The following is a 17,413-nucleotide window of genomic DNA, read 5'->3' on the forward strand; positions in this document are numbered from 1 at the left end:
TCGCTTCAGATCGCCGCGGGATCGGGTTTGTCGACCTCGATTCCGTAGCGGCTGATAGCCTGCGCCACGCTGCTGCGCGGAACCTGCCCGTCATCGGCCAGGGCCTTGAGCGCAGCGAGAACGATGAAGTGGCGATCCACCTCGAAGAACTGCCGCAGGGCCTCGCGGGTATCCGACTGGCCGAAACCGTCGGTGCCCAGGGCGACGAAACGCCGGTCGTTGACGAACGGGCGAATCTGGTCGGCGAAGATCTTCATGTAGTCCGTCGCCACCACCAGCGGTCCCTCGTGCCCGCCCAGGCAGCTTTCCACGTAGCTGCTGCGCGGTTCCTCCTGCGGGTGCAGCAGGTTCCAGCGTTCCACCGCATGCCCTTCGCGTCGTAGCTCGGTCAGGCTGGTGGCGCTCCATACATCGCAGGTCACGCCGAAATCGCTGCGCAGCAACTGGGCCGCGGCGAGCACTTCGCGCAGGATCGAACCGCTGCCCATCAACTGCACGCGGGGCTGCCCGTCGACCGGTTCGGCGCCACGTTCGAGCAGGTAGAGCCCCTTGAGAATGCCGTCCTCGATGCCCTCGGGCATCGCCGGGTGCGGGTAGTTCTCGTTGAGCAGGGTGATGTAGTAGTAGATATCTTCCTGCTCGACGTACATGCGCCGCATGCCTTCGCGGATGATCACCGCCAGTTCGAAGGCGAAGGTCGGGTCATAGGAGACGCAGCAGGGGATCGTCGCGGACAGCACGTGGCTGTGGCCGTCGTCGTGCTGCAGGCCTTCGCCCATCAGCGTGGTGCGGCCCGAGGTGGCGCCGAGCAGGAAACCGCGCGCCCGGGCATCACCGGCGGCCCAGGCCAGGTCACCGACCCGCTGGAAACCGAACATCGAGTAGTAGATGTAGAACGGCACGGTCATCAGGCCGTGGTTGCTGTAGGACGTGCTGGCGGCGATCCACGAGGAAATGCCGCCGGACTCGTTGAGGCCTTCCTGGAGAATCTGGCCGTCGCGACTTTCCTTGTAATAGCTCAACTGCCCGGCATCCTGCGGGGTGTAGAGCTGGCCTACGGCCGAGTGGATGCCGATCTGGCGGAACAGGCTTTCCATGCCGAAGGTGCGTGACTCGTCCGGCACGATCGGTACCACCAGCCTGCCGATCTGCCGGTCCTTGAGCAGGGTGCCGAGGATGCGCACGAAGGCCATGGTGGTGGAGATCGCGCGTTCGCCGGTGCCTTTCAACTGCGCCTCGAAACTGTCCAGCGGCGGAATCGGCAGGCTTTCGCACCGCGAACTGCGGGCCGGCAGGTAACCGCCGAGCTGCTGCCGGCGGGCGGCGAAGTAGCGGGCTTCCTCGCTGTCGACCGGCGGCTTGAGGTAGGGGATTTCCTCGGCCAGTTGTTCGTCCGAGACCTCCAGGCCAAAGCGGTCGCGAAAGGCCTTGACCGCGTCCAGGTCCATTTTCTTCAACTGATGGTTGATGTTCTGGCCTTCACCGGCTTCACCCATGCCGAAGCCCTTGACCGTCTTGGCGAGGATCACCGTCGGCTGGCCGCTGTGGCGCATCGCGGCGGCGTAGGCGTTGTAGACTTTCTCCGGGTCGTGGCCGCCACGGGAGAGTTTCCAGATCTCGTCGTCGCTCAGGTCGGCCACCAGTTCCAGCAGTGCCGGGTACTTGCCGAAGAAGTGTTCGCGCACATAGGCGCCGTCCTGCGACTTGTAGTTCTGGTACTCGCCGTCCACGCATTCCATCATGCGCTGGCGCAGCAGGCCGCTGCGGTCCTTCTCCAGCAGTGCATCCCAGCCGCTGCCCCAGATCACCTTGATCACGTTCCAGCCGGCGGCGCGGTACAGGCTTTCGAATTCCTGGATCACCTTGGCGTTGCCGCGTACCGGGCCGTCCAGGCGCTGCAGGTTGCAGTTGACGACGAAAATCAGGTTGTCGAGCTTTTCCCGCCCGGCCAGGGAGATCGCCGCCAGGGATTCCGGCTGGTCCATCTCGCCATCGCCGAGGAAGGCCCAGACCTTGCGCCCCTGGTGCGGCTTGAGGTCGCGATATTCCAGGTAGCGCATGAAACGCGCCTGGTAGGCCGCAGTGATCGGGCCGAGGCCCATGGACACGGTGGGGAACTGCCAGAAGTCCGGCATCAGCCGCGGGTGCGGATAGCTCGACAGGCCGTCGCCACCGACTTCGCGGCGGAAGTTGTCGAGCTGGGCTTCGCTGATCCGGCCTTCGAGGTAGGCACGGCCATAGATGCCTGGCGAAGAGTGGCCCTGGATATAGATCAGGTCGCCGTCGAAGCTGTCGGTGCGGCCACGGAAGAAGTGATCGAAGCCGACGTCGTATAGCACCGCCGCCGAAGCGTAGGTGGCGATATGGCCGCCTACGCCCGAATGCTTGCCGGCGCGCAGCACCATGGCCATCGCGTTCCAGCGGATGTAGGCATTCAGCCGGCGCTCGATGGCCAGGTTGCCGGGGTAGGGTTTCTGCCGCTCGGGGCTGATGGTGTTGACGTAGGGGTGGTGACCCGGCCGTGGAAGTCGCCATGACGGGCGACATCGAAATCCAGCAACTGGTCGATCAGGTAGTGCGCGCGAGGGCGACCCTCGGTGGACAGGACGGACTCGATCGATTCGAGCCACTCGCGGGTTTCCTGTGGGTCGTCGTCGAGAATCAGGGCGTTGGGGTGAGTCATGCCGGGCTCCTGGAGGCTGCCGATGGGCAGCGTGATGGCGGCGCGCAGGTGACGCTCGAACCGGGTGGGTGGTGTCGCGCTGTCGCCGTAAATTATTGCAATTGCAACTACATGTCCGAATTTATCCCGCCATGCGCTACCATTGCAACCTTCCTGATTTCCCCGGAGGGTATTCATGGCTTCCAACGAGCCCGATGTATGGTTTCGCTTTGTCCGGGCTCACCGCACGGTCATCCGTGAGATAGAGCGGCGCCTGGCCGAGGCCGGGCTGCCGCCCTATGCCTGGTACGACGCCCTGTGGGGGCTGGAGAGCGGCCCGGATGGCAGCCGGCGGATGCATGAGCTGGCGGATGTCATGGCCATCGAGCGCTATAACCTCACGCGGCTGGTCGACCGGCTGGAGAAGGATGGCCTGGTGCAGCGCTCGCGTTCCGAGGGCGATGGGCGTGGGGCCCTGGCATCGATTACCGAGTCGGGGCGGGTGCTGCGCAAACGCATGTGGGCGATCTACGAGGAGGCAGTGGCCGAGTTGTTTCTGTCGCAACTCGACGATGGTCAGCGCCGTGGCTTTGCCGATGCGCTGGAGCGTACCGCCGAGCTGGCGCGCAGTGCCGGTAGCGCGTCGCGCAAGCGCGGCAAGGCCTGAGCATCGGCTTGCTGGCGATAGCGGCCCCCACAGTCAACCCAACCCATAACGCCCATGCGCCTGCCTGACGATCTGCGCGGTCACCTGGTGCTCATCCGCCAGCGCCCCGAGGGCCAGGGCGGTGATCCAGTATCGATCCGGCGCCCCCGGCCCGACCGATCCCGCGCCGAGCCCAACGAAGCGCACGCCGATAGGCCCGGCCAACGGCGCAACCACGGTCTGCGGATAACCGGTCACCGCAATCACCGGAGCCTTGCTGTCTCCCAGGCAGTCCGCCAGGTGCGAGCGCCGCTTCCGGGCGCTCGGATGCAGGCGGTTCCAGCGCTCGGCACGACTGGCATCGCGAGCCAGGCGGGTATAGCTGGGGCAACTCCAGACCTGTGCCGTCACGCCCCAGTCCTGCTCCAGCAGGCGGGCGGCCGCCAACACTTCTTCAAGTGCGCGACCCGCGCCAAGCAGGCGGATCTGCGCAGAATGCCGTTCGCCCAGGCAATACATGCCGTTGAACGCATCCCGTGCCTGCTCTGGTGTCAGCGCCGACCCCTGTTCGCGATCATGCAATGCCAGGTAGTAGAAACCCGGATCCCCCTCGACATACAGCCGTTGCAGGGCGCCGAGCACGATCGCCCTGGCCTCGGCCGCAGACGCCGGATCGAACGGCTGGCAGCGCGGATTGCCCGCCAGCCACAACGGCAGCGAAGGCTGCGCGCCCTTGGGCCAGCGCGAGGGCAGGGTCTCGATATCGTTGCAGAAGATGCCGCGCTGCCGGGTTTCCTCGGCCACCGCGCAGAGCCCGGCGGAATGCTCCACACTGAGCAGGTACAGCAGGGGCCTTTCAGCGTGCTGGCGGGAAAAGCGGATCGACCAGCCGCTGATCCGGGACGACGGTGTCGCCGCGGGGTGTCGGTGGTTGCGGATCACCCAGGCCCGCTGCGGTACGGCGAGGTCATGCTCCAGCCGGTCGGCGATCTCCAGCACGCTGGACAGCGGTGAGCCGCCGACCTGGGGCAGGGCCTGCAATGCCTCGATACAGGCACGGGCGGTCTCGGTGGTGCTGGGTAGTGCATTCATGTTCGGGGCTGCCTGGAGGAGGGCCTTCTACCCTAAGGCAGTTGTGCATTTGATTGCAAATGCAATCAAGTGTGTCATGAATGAAAAATGACTGGAAAAAAACCTGACCCATCTGCTAGTTTTTTCAGGGAGGAGTTCGTCTGGTAAGGGAGCGCTTCATTTTTTCTTCATACGGGCAACTTATGCTGGCCCGGCGGGTCGGTAATACAAGCGCTTTTACCTGCGAATACAAGGAGCTTCACAATGGATGACTATCAAGAAGAACTGCTGGAATTCCACGCTTTCGAGATGGACCCTGTCGAACCGGCAGACGACGCTACCGAGCTGTAAACGGTGGCGTTTTTTTTTGCTCAGGCGGAATGTCGCTGGCTGCGGCGGAACTCGCCGGGCGTCTGGCCGTTCCAGCGCTTGAAGGCACGCTGAAAGGCTTCGGCCGAGGCAAAGCCGAGCAGGTAGGCGATTTCGCCAAAGGCCAGTTCCGTATCGCGGATGTAGGTCATCGCCAGGTCGCGGCGGGTATCGTTGAGAATCGCGCGAAATTGCGTGCCTTCCTCGGCCAGCTTGCGCCGCAAGGTCCAGGTCGGCAGCTTCAGGCGTGCCGCCACTTCTTCCAGGTCGGGTTCCCGGCCACCATTGAGCAACGGCCCCAGCAACCGGGTGATGCGTTCACGCAGGCTGCGGGTGCGGGTCAATTGCTCCAGTTCCCGTTCGCACAGTTGCAGCAGCTGTCGCCAGGTGCTCGGGCAATGTTCCGGATTGCGCAGGCCGAGGCTGGCCTGGTCCAGGCGTAGCTGGTTGATGTCGGCGCCGAACTGCAGCGGGCACTCGCCGAGCAGGTGGTACTCGGCGGCGTAGTCGGGGGCGCCGAATTCAATGTCGATCCGTGCGGCCCGCAAGGGCTGGCCGGCGACGCTGGACAGCTGTTTCAGCCAGCCGGCGATGATCGAGTCGACCACGAAGCGGTTATAGGCGTTGTACGGGCTGATGGAATAGAAACGCAGCCAGGCACCCTCGGCATCCTCGTGGAAACTCGACTGGCCGCGGTAGTTGGAACCGTAGAGCGGTTCGAAACGGGTGAGGGTGCGGGCCGCCTCGCGCACGGTCGGCGCCTGGGCCGCGGTGATGCCGGCCAGGCCGGCCTGGCTCAGGCGGCTCAGGCGACCCATGTGCAGGCCCAGTGCCGGGTTGCCGGTGAGCTGGATGGCGGCGTGGCCCAGACGCATGTAGCGCGGGATCGACAGCCGGGCACCGGGCTCGGCCAGGCGGGCCGGGTCCAGGCCATATTGTTCCAGCAACTCGCCGGGGCCGCGGCCCAGCTCGCGCACCGCGTCGGCGAGGCTGTGGACGAAGCCCACCGACAGGTCGCCGAGGCGCATGGCGACCGGCTTCATGGCAACCACAGGTTGATCAGGCGGGCACCGCGACCGGCAGCGTCGTCCTGGGTGAAGGTCTGTCCGTTATAGCTGATGAAACTCTGCCCCGAGCTGCGCTGGTCCCAGAGCTGCCCACGCAGGAACACACTGATGCCGGCGATGGACTGGCTGGCCGCGGGCCGACCGATCAGGGTCAGGCGGTGCCAGGCCTCGCCCTCGCTGAGTTCACCGGGGCGCAGGCTGATCTCGGGCGGGGTGACGGCACTTCTGAAACCACGCCAGGGCCGGTCCCAGCTACCCTTGCCGGCGACATAGGCCGGTACCGCGATCAGCTTGACCCCCAGGGCGTCGAGCTGGCTGTAGGCGTTCGGGTACCAGCTGTCGCTGCCGATGAGAATGCCCAGGCGGCCGGCCGGGGTGTCGACGACGTTCATCCCCTGGTCGGCGGCGCCCAGCACGTAGCCGCGCTGTTCGAAGGTCGGGTACAGCTGGCGTTGTGGCTGGCCGAGGGGCAGGCCATCGGCGCCGAAGGTCAGGCTGGCGTTGTACAGCGAGCCGCGACCGAATTTCAGCGTGCCCTGCTCGACGAACGGAGTGGGCAGCAGGATGGTGCCGGCCACCAGGGTCACCCCGAATTCCTTCGCCAGGCCGCCGAACAGCGCCTGGTAGTCGCTGGCCATGGCCTTGGCCTTCATGCGCAGCCGGGCATCGTCCGGGCGGCTGCGGCCCTTGGCCTTGAACAGCGTGCCAGTGAATTTCAGCGGGTTGCTGACCATCAGCCAGTTCATGGCTTCCTGCTGGTCGAGGGCCTGGAACAGGTCGTCCTTTTCTCCACGCAGCACCAGCCAGGTACCGACATGCTCGGGCAATACCACCACGGTCTTGGCGTTGAGCAGGCCCAGGCTGCGCGCCTGTTGCAGGTAGGCGGCGAGCTTGCGGTGCAGGCGAGGCAGGCTCTGGTAGTCGCTGGGGAACAGTTCCGGCTGGATGCCCAGCAGGTTGCCATGCTCGCCGGGCACGCCCTGGTTCAGCGTGAGCCGGATCCGCAGGTCGGACAGGTAGTGGCCGCTGCTGCGTTGCCTGGTCCAGAGGCCGTAGCTGGTCAGTGCGGCGATCAGGGCCACGAGAAGGGTACCGACGAAAAATTTGCGCATGGGGTAAAGCTGGCGGCCGTGGGCGGAATTCATCGACTAGGGTAGGGCTGATGGCGGCAGTTGCCAAGCAGGGCTGCGCATTTGGATCAATAACTTGTCAGTTTCGATCATTGAGCCGCCCTCGACGGCTCTTTAATGTGCCAGTCATACATCAGACGGGAGCCACAGAGCCCCCGCATTCCGTGATCTAGCCTGTCCTGGAGTTTGCCATGACCGCCACTTCGTACCCGCACCTGCTGGCCCCGCTCGACCTGGGTTTCACCACCCTGCGCAACCGCACCCTGATGGGGTCCATGCACACCGGCCTTGAGGAAAAACCCGGTGGTTTCGAGCGCATGGCGGCCTATTTCGCCGAACGCGCCCGTGGCGGTGTCGGCCTGATGGTCACCGGCGGCATCGCGCCGAACGAGGAGGGTGGGGTCTACTCCGGGGCGGCCCGGCTGACCACCCGCGAGGAGGCGGAGCAGCACCGCATCGTCACCCGCGCGGTGCACGAGGCGGGCGGCAAGATCTGCATGCAGATCCTTCACGCCGGGCGTTATGCCTACAGCCCGAAACAGGTGGCGCCGAGCGCGATCCAGGCACCGATCAACCCGTTCAAGCCCAGGGAACTGGATGAGGCGGGCATCGAGAAGCAGATCGCCGATTTCGTCACCTGCTCGAGCCTGGCGCAGTCCGCCGGTTACGACGGCGTCGAGATCATGGGGTCGGAAGGCTACTTCATCAACCAGTTCCTGGCGGCCCATACCAACCACCGCACCGACCGCTGGGGCGGCAGCTACGAGAACCGCATGCGCCTGCCGGTGGAAATCGTGCGGCGGGTGCGCGAGGCGGTCGGTACCGATTTCATCATCATCTTCCGCCTGTCGATGCTCGACCTGGTGGAAGGCGGCAGCACCTGGGACGAGATCGTGCAATTGGCCAAGGCCATCGAAGGCGCCGGTGCGACGCTCATCAATACCGGGATCGGCTGGCACGAGGCACGGATCCCGACCATTGCCACCAAGGTCCCGCGTGCCGCGTTCACCAAGGTCACGGCCAAGCTGCGCGGCTCGGTGTCGATCCCGCTGATCACCACCAACCGCATCAATACCCCGGAAGTCGCCGAGCAGGTGCTGGCCGAGGGCGATGCCGACATGGTGTCGATGGCCCGGCCATTTCTGGCCGACCCGGACTTCGTCAACAAGGCCGCTGCCGGGCGTGCCGACGAGATCAACACCTGCATCGGCTGCAACCAGGCCTGCCTGGACCACACCTTTGGCGGCAAACTGACCTCGTGCCTGGTCAATCCGCGGGCCTGCCATGAGACCGAGCTGAACTACCTGCCGGTCAGGCAGATCAAGAAGATCGCCGTGGTCGGCGCCGGCCCGGCCGGCCTGGCGGCGGCCACCGTGGCGGCCGAACGTGGGCACCAGGTGACGCTGTTCGATGCGGCCGGCGAAATCGGCGGCCAGTTCAACGTCGCCAAGCGCGTGCCCGGCAAGGAGGAGTTCTACGAAACCCTGCGCTACTTCAAGCGCAAGCTGCAGACCACCCATGTCGAACTGTGCCTGGACACCCGCGTGGACGTCGCGCAACTGGTGGCCGGCGGTTATGACGAGATCATCCTCGCGACCGGCATCAGCCCGCGGGTGCCGGCCATTCCGGGCGTCGAGCATGCCAAGGTGCTGAGCTACCTGGACGTGCTGCTCGGGCGCAAGCCGGTGGGCGACAAGGTGGCGGTGATCGGCGCCGGTGGCATCGGCTTCGACGTCTCGGAGTTCCTCGTGCACCAGGGCGTTGCCACCAGCCAGGATCGCCAGGCGTTCTGGCACGAGTGGGGGATCGACACCGGGCTCGAGGCACGGGGCGGCATCGCCGGGATCAAGCCCGAGGTTCATGCGCCGGCGCGCCAGGTGTTCCTGTTGCAGCGCAAGGCTTCCAAGGTCGGTGATGGCCTGGGCAAGACCACCGGCTGGATTCATCGCACCGGGCTGAAGAACAAGCGGGTGCAGATGCTCAACAGCGTCGAGTACCTGAAGATCGATGACGAAGGCCTGCATATCCGTATCGGCGAGGGCGAGCCGCAGGTACTGCCGGTGGACAACGTGGTCATCTGTGCCGGTCAGGACCCGCTGCGCGAGCTGCAGGAAGGCCTGGTGGCAGCAGGGCAGAACGTGCATCTGGTCGGTGGTGCGGATGTTGCGGCCGAGCTGGATGCCAAGCGGGCGATCAACCAGGGTTCGCGCCTGGCCGCCGAACTCTGATCCCGGCCGTGTCCCGCAATTGACTTCAGAGGGGGGGGCAGTTTGATAGACTGGGCGCCGTTTTCCAGGTTGCGGTCCCCCGATGTTGCCTCCGCCCGACTGGCGTCCCCACGCGCCACTTGAACCCCTTCACCTCGACTGGCTCGCCCGGGCCGGCGTCGAGGTGGCGGTTTTGCGCCTGGACCTGATCGATCCCCTGATCAGCGGCAACAAGTGGTTCAAGCTCACCGAGCACATTGCCGCCGCCCGCCAGGTCAATGCCACAGGCCTGATCAGCCTGGGGGGCGCCCACTCCAACCACCTGCACGCCCTGGCCGCCGCCGGCAAGCGCTTGGGCTTTGCCACCGTCGGGCTGCTGCGTGGTCATCCAGTCGAAACCCCGACGGTGCTCGATCTCCAGGCCTTTGGCATGGAGTTGCACTGGCTCGGCTACGAGGGTTATCGCAAGCGCCATGCGCCGGACTTCTGGACGACCTGGCGCAGCCGTTACCCGCATCTGCATGGGGTGCCCGAGGGCGGCGGCGGACTGGCGGGCGCGCGCGGTTGCACGGTGCTGCCCGCCATGGTCGAGGCACAGTTGCCAAGGCTCGGCTGGGATGACTTCCACGGCTGGTGGCTGGCGGCCGGAACCGGCACCACCGCCGCCGGACTGGTGCTGGCCGAGGCGGGCCGGCGAGGGGTCCATGCCGCACTGGCGGTACCGGCAGACCACGGTGTCGCGCCCTCGATGACGAAGATCCTCGACGAGGCCGGTGTGACGGACAGCGGCTACGAACTGGTCGATGCCTGCCGTGGCGGTTTCGCCAGGGTCGATCCGCACCTGCAGGCCTTTGTCGCCGAGAGCGAGCGACAAGGCGGCGTGCCGCTGGAGTGCCTGTACACAGGCAAGGCCCTGCTGGCCTTGCGGGAACAGGTGGAGGCCGCACGCTTCGCTGCGGGTACGCGATTGGTCTTCGTACACACCGGTGGCCTGCAGGGCCGCCGGGGTCTGATCCTGTAGCGGCACGCCCTCCACGGGCCATGCGAACCCGCAGGCGCCTGGCTTGCCAGCCTCCTGGCGATCCAAGGGCCTCTTCGCCGGCAAGCCGGGCTCCCACAGGTGCGTGTGGGCCATGAATTTGGTGTGGAGCCGTTCAGGGCGGGCCATGCATGGCCCACTCTCGGCCGCCGGCGCGGTGCCTCAGGATGGGCGGCCGGGGATGATCCGCACCAGGGTGTTATCGCGCACCACATAGTGGTGATAGAGCCCGGCCAGGGCGTGTAAACCGATCAACCAGTAGCCCAGGGTGCCGGCCAGTTCGTGCCAGCCCTTGATTTCCTTGGCCAGCGGGCGATTCTCGGCGATCAGGGTCGGCAGGTCGATGCCATAGAACATCACCTGGTGACCCAGGCCGCTGACCACCAGCCAGCCGAGCAGCGGCGTGGCGATCATGAACAGGTACAGCGCGATGTGCATCAGCTTCGACAGCAGCCTTTGCCAGGTCGGCGGGTTCGGTACGATCTTCGGCGCCACGCCGATGGCCCGGGCCACCAGCCGCAGCCAGACCAGGGCGAACACGGTCAGCCCGAGCATGTAGTGGAATTCGACGATCAGCGCCCGGCCACCACTGCCTTTGGGAAACTGGCCGCGAAACTCGATGCAGCCATAGACAATGACCAGTAGCACCAGCATCAACCAGTGCAGGGCGATCGACATGCTGCTGTAGCGGCTGTCGGTGTTCTTCCAGGGCATGGATTGTTCCTCACTCATCAGGGCGTGACGCTCCGTTCTTGAGCGGCGGAGTCGTTCCTACACTCTAATACGCTTTCGTGCCCTTTGCCTGAGGCAGATTGGCAGGGGCGTTGCGAAGTTTCGTGAATGAAAATGACTTTTTCCCTGTGGCTCCCTTCGCGGACTTGCCCGTGAAGAGGCGATGGTGTTTTATCGCCTGCCTGCGGAATTATCTCCCCGGTCCGGCACTCTGTTTGCTGAACCGTCCTCCACGAATCTCCCGCCGAACCCACGGACCCTGTTTTCATGCTGATAGCCGTACTGATTTTCCTGCTGACCATTACCCTGGTGATCTGGCAGCCCAAGGGGCTCGGCGTGGGCTGGAGCGCCATGCTCGGTGCGCTGCTGGCCCTGCTCAGTGGAGTGGTCCAACTCAGCGATATCCCGCTGGTCTGGCAAATCATCTGGAATGCCACCGCGACCTTCATCGCCCTGATCATTATCAGCCTGCTGCTCGACGAGGCCGGCTTTTTCGCCTGGGCGGCGCTGCATGTCGCCCGCTGGGGGCAGGGCAGCGGACGCCGCCTGTTCGCCGCCTTCGTCCTGCTGGGGGCGCTGGTCTCGGCGTTGTTCGCCAACGATGGCGCGGCGTTGATCCTCACCCCGATCGTCATCGCCATGCTGCTGGCGTTGCGTTTCTCCAAGGCGGCGACCCTGGCCTTCGTCATGGCCGCCGGCTTCATCGCCGACACCGCCAGCCTGCCGCTGGTGGTGTCGAACCTGGTGAATATCGTTTCGGCGGACTATTTCCACATCGGTTTCAACGCCTATGCGGCGGTCATGGTGCCGGTGAACCTGGTCAGCGTGGCGGCGACGCTGCTGGTGCTGATGGTGTTTTTCCGCCGTGACATCCCGGCGCGATACGACCCCGAGCAACTGGAGGCTCCGACCAGCGCGATCCACGATCGGGCAACCTTCATTGCCGGCTGGTGGGTGCTGGGTATCCTGCTGGTCGGCTGTTTCGCCCTCGAGCCGCTGGGCATTCCCATCAGCGCCATTTCGGCGGTCTGCGCCGCGCTGCTGCTGGGGATCGCCGCCCGTGGCCACCGGATCTCCACGCGCAAGGTGTTGCGCGAGGCTCCGTGGCAGATCGTGATTTTCTCCCTGGGCATGTACCTGGTGGTGTATGGCCTGCGCAATGCCGGGTTGACCGGCTATCTCGCCGGCTGGCTCGACCGTTTCGCCGAGCACGGGGTCTGGGGTGCGGCCATGGGGACCGGGTTGCTGACCGCGTTTCTGTCGTCGATCATGAACAACCTGCCGACCGTGCTGATCGGCGCGCTGTCCATCGACGCCAGCCATGCCGGCGGGGTGGTCAAGGATGCGATGATCTATGCCAACGTCATCGGCAGCGACCTGGGGCCGAAGATCACCCCGATCGGCAGCCTGGCGACCCTGCTCTGGCTGCATGTGCTGGAGCGCAAGGATATTCGCATCGGCTGGGGGTACTACTTCAGGGTCGGGATCGTGCTGACCTTGCCGGTGCTGCTGGTGACCCTGGCGGCGCTGGCCCTGCGCTTGTCCGTGTAGATCGCCGCGAGGGCCCTCAAACCGACCCCGGCACGTTCGGCCACAGATCGGCCACCAGGAACAGCCGCTCGGCTTCCTCCCAGTCCCCCGCGCCATTGCGGGTCAGGCGTACCAGCAGTTGCGCCGGCGCCTGGGGGGCGAGTTGGTCCAGCCAGTCATCCAGCCGCTCTTCGGTCCAGGCCTGCTCCTCGCCGTAGTGCGCCGGAGCCAGCCAGGCGTGGCGCGGCAGCGGCTGCCAGCGCCCTGGCGGGCTCTGCACGCGAAAGTCCGCCCAGTCGCGCTGATGCAGCCAGCGCCCGTGCAGATGCTGTGGGTGCACCCCGCGCGGCGGACACGAATTGCCGGGCCACGGATACAGCAGATAACCGCCGAGCCACAGCTGTGCACTGAAGTGCCCGACTCCCAGCGCCGCCAGCGCTTCGCGGCTTTCCGGGCGGGCGGAGATCGGCAACTGGTGCTCGCTCAGGTGTGCCAGCTTGCGGTCCAGGCGGTCATGGCAGCCGGGGCCGAGCCAGCGCTCCGGCGCTTCGCCACGGCCTTGTTGCGGCCCCAGGTAGAGCTTGATCGCCAGCTCCAGATGATGCACGCCGTCGCGGTCGCGCAGCAGCAGGTCGAGTTCGCCCAGGGTATGGCCTTCGCGGCGGATCGGCAGGTTGGCACCGATCAGTTCGATACCCGGCGCGTGGCGCACGGCGAACTGCCAGAGCCGCTCGTAGTACAGCCCCAGTCGCCGGGTGGTGGCCTGGGCCAGCCAGTGCTGCAGCCCGGCACTGTCGCGATCCAGTTCGCGCAGCCAGTGTTCCAGCTGTGCGGGCGACTGCACCCAGTCGCTGCCGGCCAGCGGGTGGCGCTGGGGCCAGGGCGTGTCGAGGAGCATCGGCGGCGCCAGGATGACCCAGGCCAGGTCGCGCACTTCGGGGTGGCGCAACTGCCGGGGAAGGTTGAGCAAGCCGGGAAACAGGATCATTCTGCGAGCATAGCCGTTTGCTTCGAGGCTGAAAGGATTTTGTCTCGGACCGGGTTTCGCCCATAATCGTTCTTTTGCCTGCCGCAGAACCTTTTTCAGGAGCCCCATGGAGCAATTTCGCAATATCGGCATCATTGGCCGCCTGGGCAGTTCGCAGGTGCTGGATACCGTTCGCCGTCTCAAGCGTTTCCTGCTCGAGCGGCACATGCATGTGATCCTCGAGGACACCATCGCCGAAGTGCTGCCGGGCCACGGCCTGCAGACGTCTTCCCGGAAGATGCTCGGCGAGGTCTGCGACATGGTCATCGTCGTCGGCGGCGACGGCAGCCTGCTGGGCGCCGCCCGCGCGCTGGCGCGGCACAACGTGCCGGTGCTGGGGATCAACCGCGGCAACCTGGGCTTTCTCACCGATATCCGTCCGGACGACCTCGAGGTCGAGGTGGCCAAGGTCCTCGACGGCCACTACCTGGTGGAGAACCGCTTCCTGCTGCAGGCCGAGGTGCGCCGCCACGCGGAAGCCATCGGCCAGGGCGATGCGCTCAACGATGTGGTGCTGCACCCCGGCAAGTCGACGCGGATGATCGAGTTCGAGCTGTACATCGACGGCCAGTTCGTCTGCAGCCAGAAGGCCGACGGCCTGATCGTCGCCACTCCTACCGGTTCCACCGCCTACGCGCTGTCGGCCGGCGGCCCGATCATGCATCCCAAGCTCGATGCCATTGTGATCGTGCCGATGTACCCCCATACCTTGTCCAGCCGCCCCATCGTGGTGGATGGCAACAGCGAACTGAAAATCGTGGTATCCCGGGACATGCAGATCTACCCACAAGTCTCCTGCGACGGCCAGAACCATTTCACCTGCGCGCCGGGTGATACGGTGACCATCAGCAAGAAGCCGCAGAAACTGCGCCTGATCCACCCGCTGGATCACAACTATTACGAAGTCTGCAGGACCAAGCTCGGCTGGGGCAGCCGGTTGGGTGGTGGAGGCGACTGATGCTCGATCCCGCACGTGGCTACGATCTGATCGGTGATGTGCACGGTTGCGCTCATACTCTCGAACATCTGCTGGACATGCTCGGCTATCACAAGCTGGGCGGTGTCTGGCGGCATGCCTCGCGCATGGCGGTGTTCCTCGGCGATATCATCGACCGCGGCCCGCGCATTCGCGAGGCGTTGCACATCGTCCACGACATGGTCGAGGCCGGGCAGGCGCTGTGCATCATGGGCAACCACGAGTTCAACGCCCTGGGCTGGACCACGCCGGCGCCGCCGGAGAGTGGCAAGCAGTTCGTCCGTGAGCACACGCCGCGCCATGCGCGGCTGCTGCACGAGACCCTGACCCAGTTCGAGGGGCACCCGGCCGACTGGCACGATTTCCTCGGCTGGTTCTATGAGTTGCCGCTGTTTCTCGATGCCGGGCGTTTCCGCGTCGTCCATGCCTGCTGGGACGGCGGGCTGATCGAGCCGCTGCGCGCGCAGTATCCGCACGGCCGCATCGACGAGCACTTCGTCCAGGCGTCGGCGGTGTCCGGCAGCTTTGCCTGCACCGTGTTCGATCGCCTGCTGCGCGGCACCGACATGCGCCTGCCGGACGGCCTGACCCTGACCGGTGGCGACGGCCTGACCCGCGCGTTCTTCCGCACCAAGTTCTGGGAGGACGATCCGCAGACCTACGGCGACATCGTCTTCCAGCCCGACGCCCTGCCCGAGCAGGTGGCGCGCAAGCCGCTGTCGCCGCGGGAGAAGAGCGCCTTGCTGCGCTACGGCCTGGAGGAACCGATGCTGTTCGTCGGTCACTACTGGCGCAGTGGCCGGCCGATGCCGATCCGTCCCAACCTGGCCTGCCTGGACTACAGCGCGGTGCTCTACGGCAAGCTGGCGGCCTATCGGCTGGACCAGGAAACCCGACTCGACCCGAACAAGTTCGTCTGGGTCGACGTCGAACGCCCCGAGGTTCCGAAATGACCGCCACCGCTGTCCTGCGCCTGCCACTGGGCACCGATCTCAGCGGCTTCGTGCAATTGCTGCAGCGCCTGCAGGTGCCGCATCGGGTCAACGAGGAACGCGGGGAGCAGGTGCTGTGGGTGCCGGAGTCGGTCAGTGCCGATGTGCTGGCGCTTTATCAGCGCTTCCCCGACGGCGATCCGCACAATCAACTGGAGGTGCCGTCACTGCCCGTGGCGCAGGCGCCCGTTCGGCCGAGCCTGGCCCAACAGGTACGGCGCAGCCCGGTCACCGCACTGGTGCTGTTGCTGACCCTGGTGGTCGGTGCGATCACCTGGCTGGGCGACAGCCTGGCGACGCTGCACTGGTTCACCTTTCTCGATTTCCGCGTGAGCGGCGAATACATCCAGTTCACCCCCCTGGACGATGGCCTGGCGGCGGGGCAGTGGTGGCGCCTGGTGACGCCGATGCTGCTGCACTTCGGTTTCCTGCACATCGCCATGAACGGCATGTGGTACTGGGAACTGGGCAAGCGCATCGAACTGCGCCAGGGCGGCATCAACCTGCTGGGGTTGACCCTGCTGTTCAGCCTGGTGTCGAACTTCGCCCAATACTACGTCAGTGGCCCGACCCTGTTCGGCGGCCTGTCCGGTGTGCTCTACGGCCTGCTCGGGCATTGCTGGATCTACCAGTGGCTGGCGCCCAACCCGGTCTACCGGTTGCCCCGCGGGGTGCTGGCGATGATGCTGATCTGGTTGCTGGTGTGCCTGTCCGGAGTGATCTCTCTCATCGGTTTCGGCGAGATCGCCAACGGCGCCCACGTCGGTGGACTGCTCATCGGATGTTTCACCGGTCTGTTGGGTGGGCTGTGGTCCCGGCGTAAACTGGCCGCCTGATTCGAATGTCTTGAAAAAGTCTGGAGACTTTCAATGTCCTCTTTCATCGAAATGATTGAAAACATCACCCCCGATATCTACCAGAGCCTGAAACTGGCGGTGGAAATCGGCAAATGGTCCGACGGCCGCAAGCTCACCACCGAACAGCGGGAGCTGTCGTTGCAGGCGATGATCGCCTGGGAGACCCAGAACCTGCCGGAAGAGGAACGCACCGGCTACATGGGCCCGCAGGAGTGCGCGTCGAAGTCGGCGCCGATTCCGAACATCCTGTTCAAGTCGGATGCCATCCATTGATCGAGCTCGGCCGTGGTGCAGTCAGCAAGATGGCGACGCGTCTGGACGCGTCGACCGTGCAATACACGTTCCGCCTGGGCGACAGCGAGGTGCCGGTCAATCCGCTGATCGGCCAGAAGCTGCGCCTGGAGTTCCTCGGCGCCATTCACTGCAGCCACTGCGGGCGCAAGACCAAGACCAGCTTCAGCCAGGGCTACTGCTACCCGTGCATGACCCAACTGGCGCAGTGCGACACCTGCATCATGAGCCCGGAACGCTGCCACTACGATGCCGGCACCTGCCGCGAGCCGGCCTGGGGCGAGCAGTTCTGCATGACCGACCACGTGGTCTACCTGGCCAACTCGTCGGGGATCAAGGTCGGCATCACCCGGGCCACCCAGTTGCCGACCCGCTGGCTCGACCAGGGCGCCAGCCAGGCGTTGCCGATCATGCGCGTGGCGACCCGCCAGCAGTCTGGCTTCGTCGAGGACCTGTTTCGCAGCCAGGTGGCCGACAAGACCAACTGGCGCGCCTTGCTCAAGGGCGATGCGCCGGCGGTGGACCTGCGCCAGGTGCGCGACCAGCTCTTCGAGTCCTGCGCCGAGGGCCTGCTGGCCCTGCAGGAGCGTTTCGGCCTGCAGGCGATCCAGCCGGTGCGGGACGTCGAGCCACTGGAAATCCGTTACCCGATCGAGGCCTACCCGACCAAGATCGTCAGCTTCAACCTGGACAAGAACCCGATTGCCGAAGGCACGCTGATGGGGATCAAGGGCCAATACCTGATCTTCGATACCGGCGTGATCAATATCCGTAAATACACGGCCTACCAGCTCGCCGTGCATCAGTAAAAGGACGC

Annotated in this window: 14 protein-coding genes and 1 pseudogene; 9 read left to right on the forward strand and 6 right to left on the reverse strand. The window is 65.5% G+C overall.

Annotation, left to right across the window (positions count from 1 at the left end; translation table 11 throughout):
* Positions 1–5 precede the first annotated feature (5 nt).
* A pseudogene (gene aceE, locus ACZ5KU_RS10210) lies at positions 6–2,683 on the reverse strand (pyruvate dehydrogenase (acetyl-transferring), homodimeric type).
* A gap of 175 nt (positions 2,684–2,858) precedes the next feature.
* On the opposite strand from aceE, the gene ACZ5KU_RS10215 reads away from it, so the two are divergent.
* Positions 2,859–3,329 (forward strand): MarR family winged helix-turn-helix transcriptional regulator, encoded by a 471-nt coding sequence (locus ACZ5KU_RS10215; protein ID WP_054061442.1) that lies wholly within the window; start codon positions 2,859–2,861, stop codon positions 3,327–3,329.
* Positions 3,330–3,362: 33 nt separating this feature from the next.
* Here the strand turns inward: ACZ5KU_RS10215 and ACZ5KU_RS10220 are convergent, their stop codons facing one another.
* The 3 genes from ACZ5KU_RS10220 to ACZ5KU_RS10230 form a co-directional block, all read right to left on the reverse strand.
* The gene (locus ACZ5KU_RS10220; protein WP_054061443.1) at positions 3,363–4,400 is read right to left on the reverse strand and encodes a transketolase-like TK C-terminal-containing protein; all 1,038 of its coding nucleotides are present in this window, start codon (positions 4,398–4,400) and stop codon (positions 3,363–3,365) included.
* A gap of 350 nt (positions 4,401–4,750) precedes the next feature.
* Positions 4,751–5,791, reverse strand: coding sequence for an AraC family transcriptional regulator (locus tag ACZ5KU_RS10225; protein WP_464737091.1), 1,041 nt, complete (start codon positions 5,789–5,791; stop codon positions 4,751–4,753).
* On the reverse strand, positions 5,788–6,927 hold the full coding sequence (locus ACZ5KU_RS10230; RefSeq protein ID WP_464737092.1) for a nitrilase-related carbon-nitrogen hydrolase: 1,140 nt from the start codon (positions 6,925–6,927) through the stop codon (positions 5,788–5,790). Before ACZ5KU_RS10230 ends, ACZ5KU_RS10225 begins: the two co-directional genes overlap by 4 nt.
* A gap of 209 nt (positions 6,928–7,136) precedes the next feature.
* On the opposite strand from ACZ5KU_RS10230, the gene ACZ5KU_RS10235 reads away from it, so the two are divergent.
* A complete protein-coding gene (locus ACZ5KU_RS10235; protein ID WP_054061327.1) occupies positions 7,137–9,173 on the forward strand; it encodes an NADPH-dependent 2,4-dienoyl-CoA reductase in 2,037 nt (678 codons plus the stop codon).
* Between the two features lie 82 nt (positions 9,174–9,255).
* Positions 9,256–10,173, forward strand: a complete 918-nt coding sequence (locus tag ACZ5KU_RS10240; RefSeq protein ID WP_464737093.1) for a 1-aminocyclopropane-1-carboxylate deaminase/D-cysteine desulfhydrase — start codon at positions 9,256–9,258, stop codon at positions 10,171–10,173.
* A gap of 180 nt (positions 10,174–10,353) precedes the next feature.
* Here the strand turns inward: ACZ5KU_RS10240 and ACZ5KU_RS10245 are convergent, their stop codons facing one another.
* The gene (locus ACZ5KU_RS10245; RefSeq protein WP_054061559.1) at positions 10,354–10,905 is read right to left on the reverse strand and encodes a cytochrome b; all 552 of its coding nucleotides are present in this window, start codon (positions 10,903–10,905) and stop codon (positions 10,354–10,356) included.
* A 285-nt stretch (positions 10,906–11,190) separates the two neighbouring features.
* Here ACZ5KU_RS10245 and ACZ5KU_RS10250 point away from each other — a divergent pair, with 285 nt between their 5' ends.
* Positions 11,191–12,474: an arsenic transporter gene (locus tag ACZ5KU_RS10250; protein ID WP_054061558.1), complete on the forward strand. Its 1,284-nt coding sequence runs from the start codon at positions 11,191–11,193 to the stop codon at positions 12,472–12,474.
* 16 nt (positions 12,475–12,490) lie between these two features.
* Here the strand turns inward: ACZ5KU_RS10250 and ACZ5KU_RS10255 are convergent, their stop codons facing one another.
* The gene (locus tag ACZ5KU_RS10255) at positions 12,491–13,441 is read right to left on the reverse strand and encodes a DUF1853 family protein (protein ID WP_054063813.1); all 951 of its coding nucleotides are present in this window, start codon (positions 13,439–13,441) and stop codon (positions 12,491–12,493) included.
* A gap of 106 nt (positions 13,442–13,547) precedes the next feature.
* On the opposite strand from ACZ5KU_RS10255, the gene ACZ5KU_RS10260 reads away from it, so the two are divergent.
* The 5 genes from ACZ5KU_RS10260 to ACZ5KU_RS10280 are packed head-to-tail and all read left to right on the forward strand — an operon-like array spanning position 13,548 to position 17,405.
* On the forward strand, positions 13,548–14,438 hold the full coding sequence (locus ACZ5KU_RS10260) for an NAD(+) kinase (protein ID WP_054063812.1): 891 nt from the start codon (positions 13,548–13,550) through the stop codon (positions 14,436–14,438).
* Positions 14,435–15,409: a metallophosphoesterase gene (locus tag ACZ5KU_RS10265; RefSeq protein WP_192842730.1), complete on the forward strand. Its 975-nt coding sequence runs from the start codon at positions 14,435–14,437 to the stop codon at positions 15,407–15,409. Before ACZ5KU_RS10260 ends, ACZ5KU_RS10265 begins: the two co-directional genes overlap by 4 nt.
* Positions 15,406–16,284, forward strand: a complete 879-nt coding sequence (locus ACZ5KU_RS10270) for a rhomboid family intramembrane serine protease (protein WP_464737094.1) — start codon at positions 15,406–15,408, stop codon at positions 16,282–16,284. The genes ACZ5KU_RS10265 and ACZ5KU_RS10270 overlap by 4 nt, the downstream gene beginning before the upstream one ends.
* Positions 16,285–16,317: 33 nt before the next feature.
* A complete protein-coding gene (locus ACZ5KU_RS10275; protein WP_054059175.1) occupies positions 16,318–16,578 on the forward strand; it encodes a YeaC family protein in 261 nt (86 codons plus the stop codon).
* Positions 16,575–17,405, forward strand: coding sequence for a DUF2797 domain-containing protein (locus tag ACZ5KU_RS10280; protein WP_054059174.1), 831 nt, complete (start codon positions 16,575–16,577; stop codon positions 17,403–17,405). Before ACZ5KU_RS10275 ends, ACZ5KU_RS10280 begins: the two co-directional genes overlap by 4 nt.
* Positions 17,406–17,413 lie beyond the last annotated feature (8 nt).

Source organism: Pseudomonas sp. Tof1, from assembly GCF_055390395.1.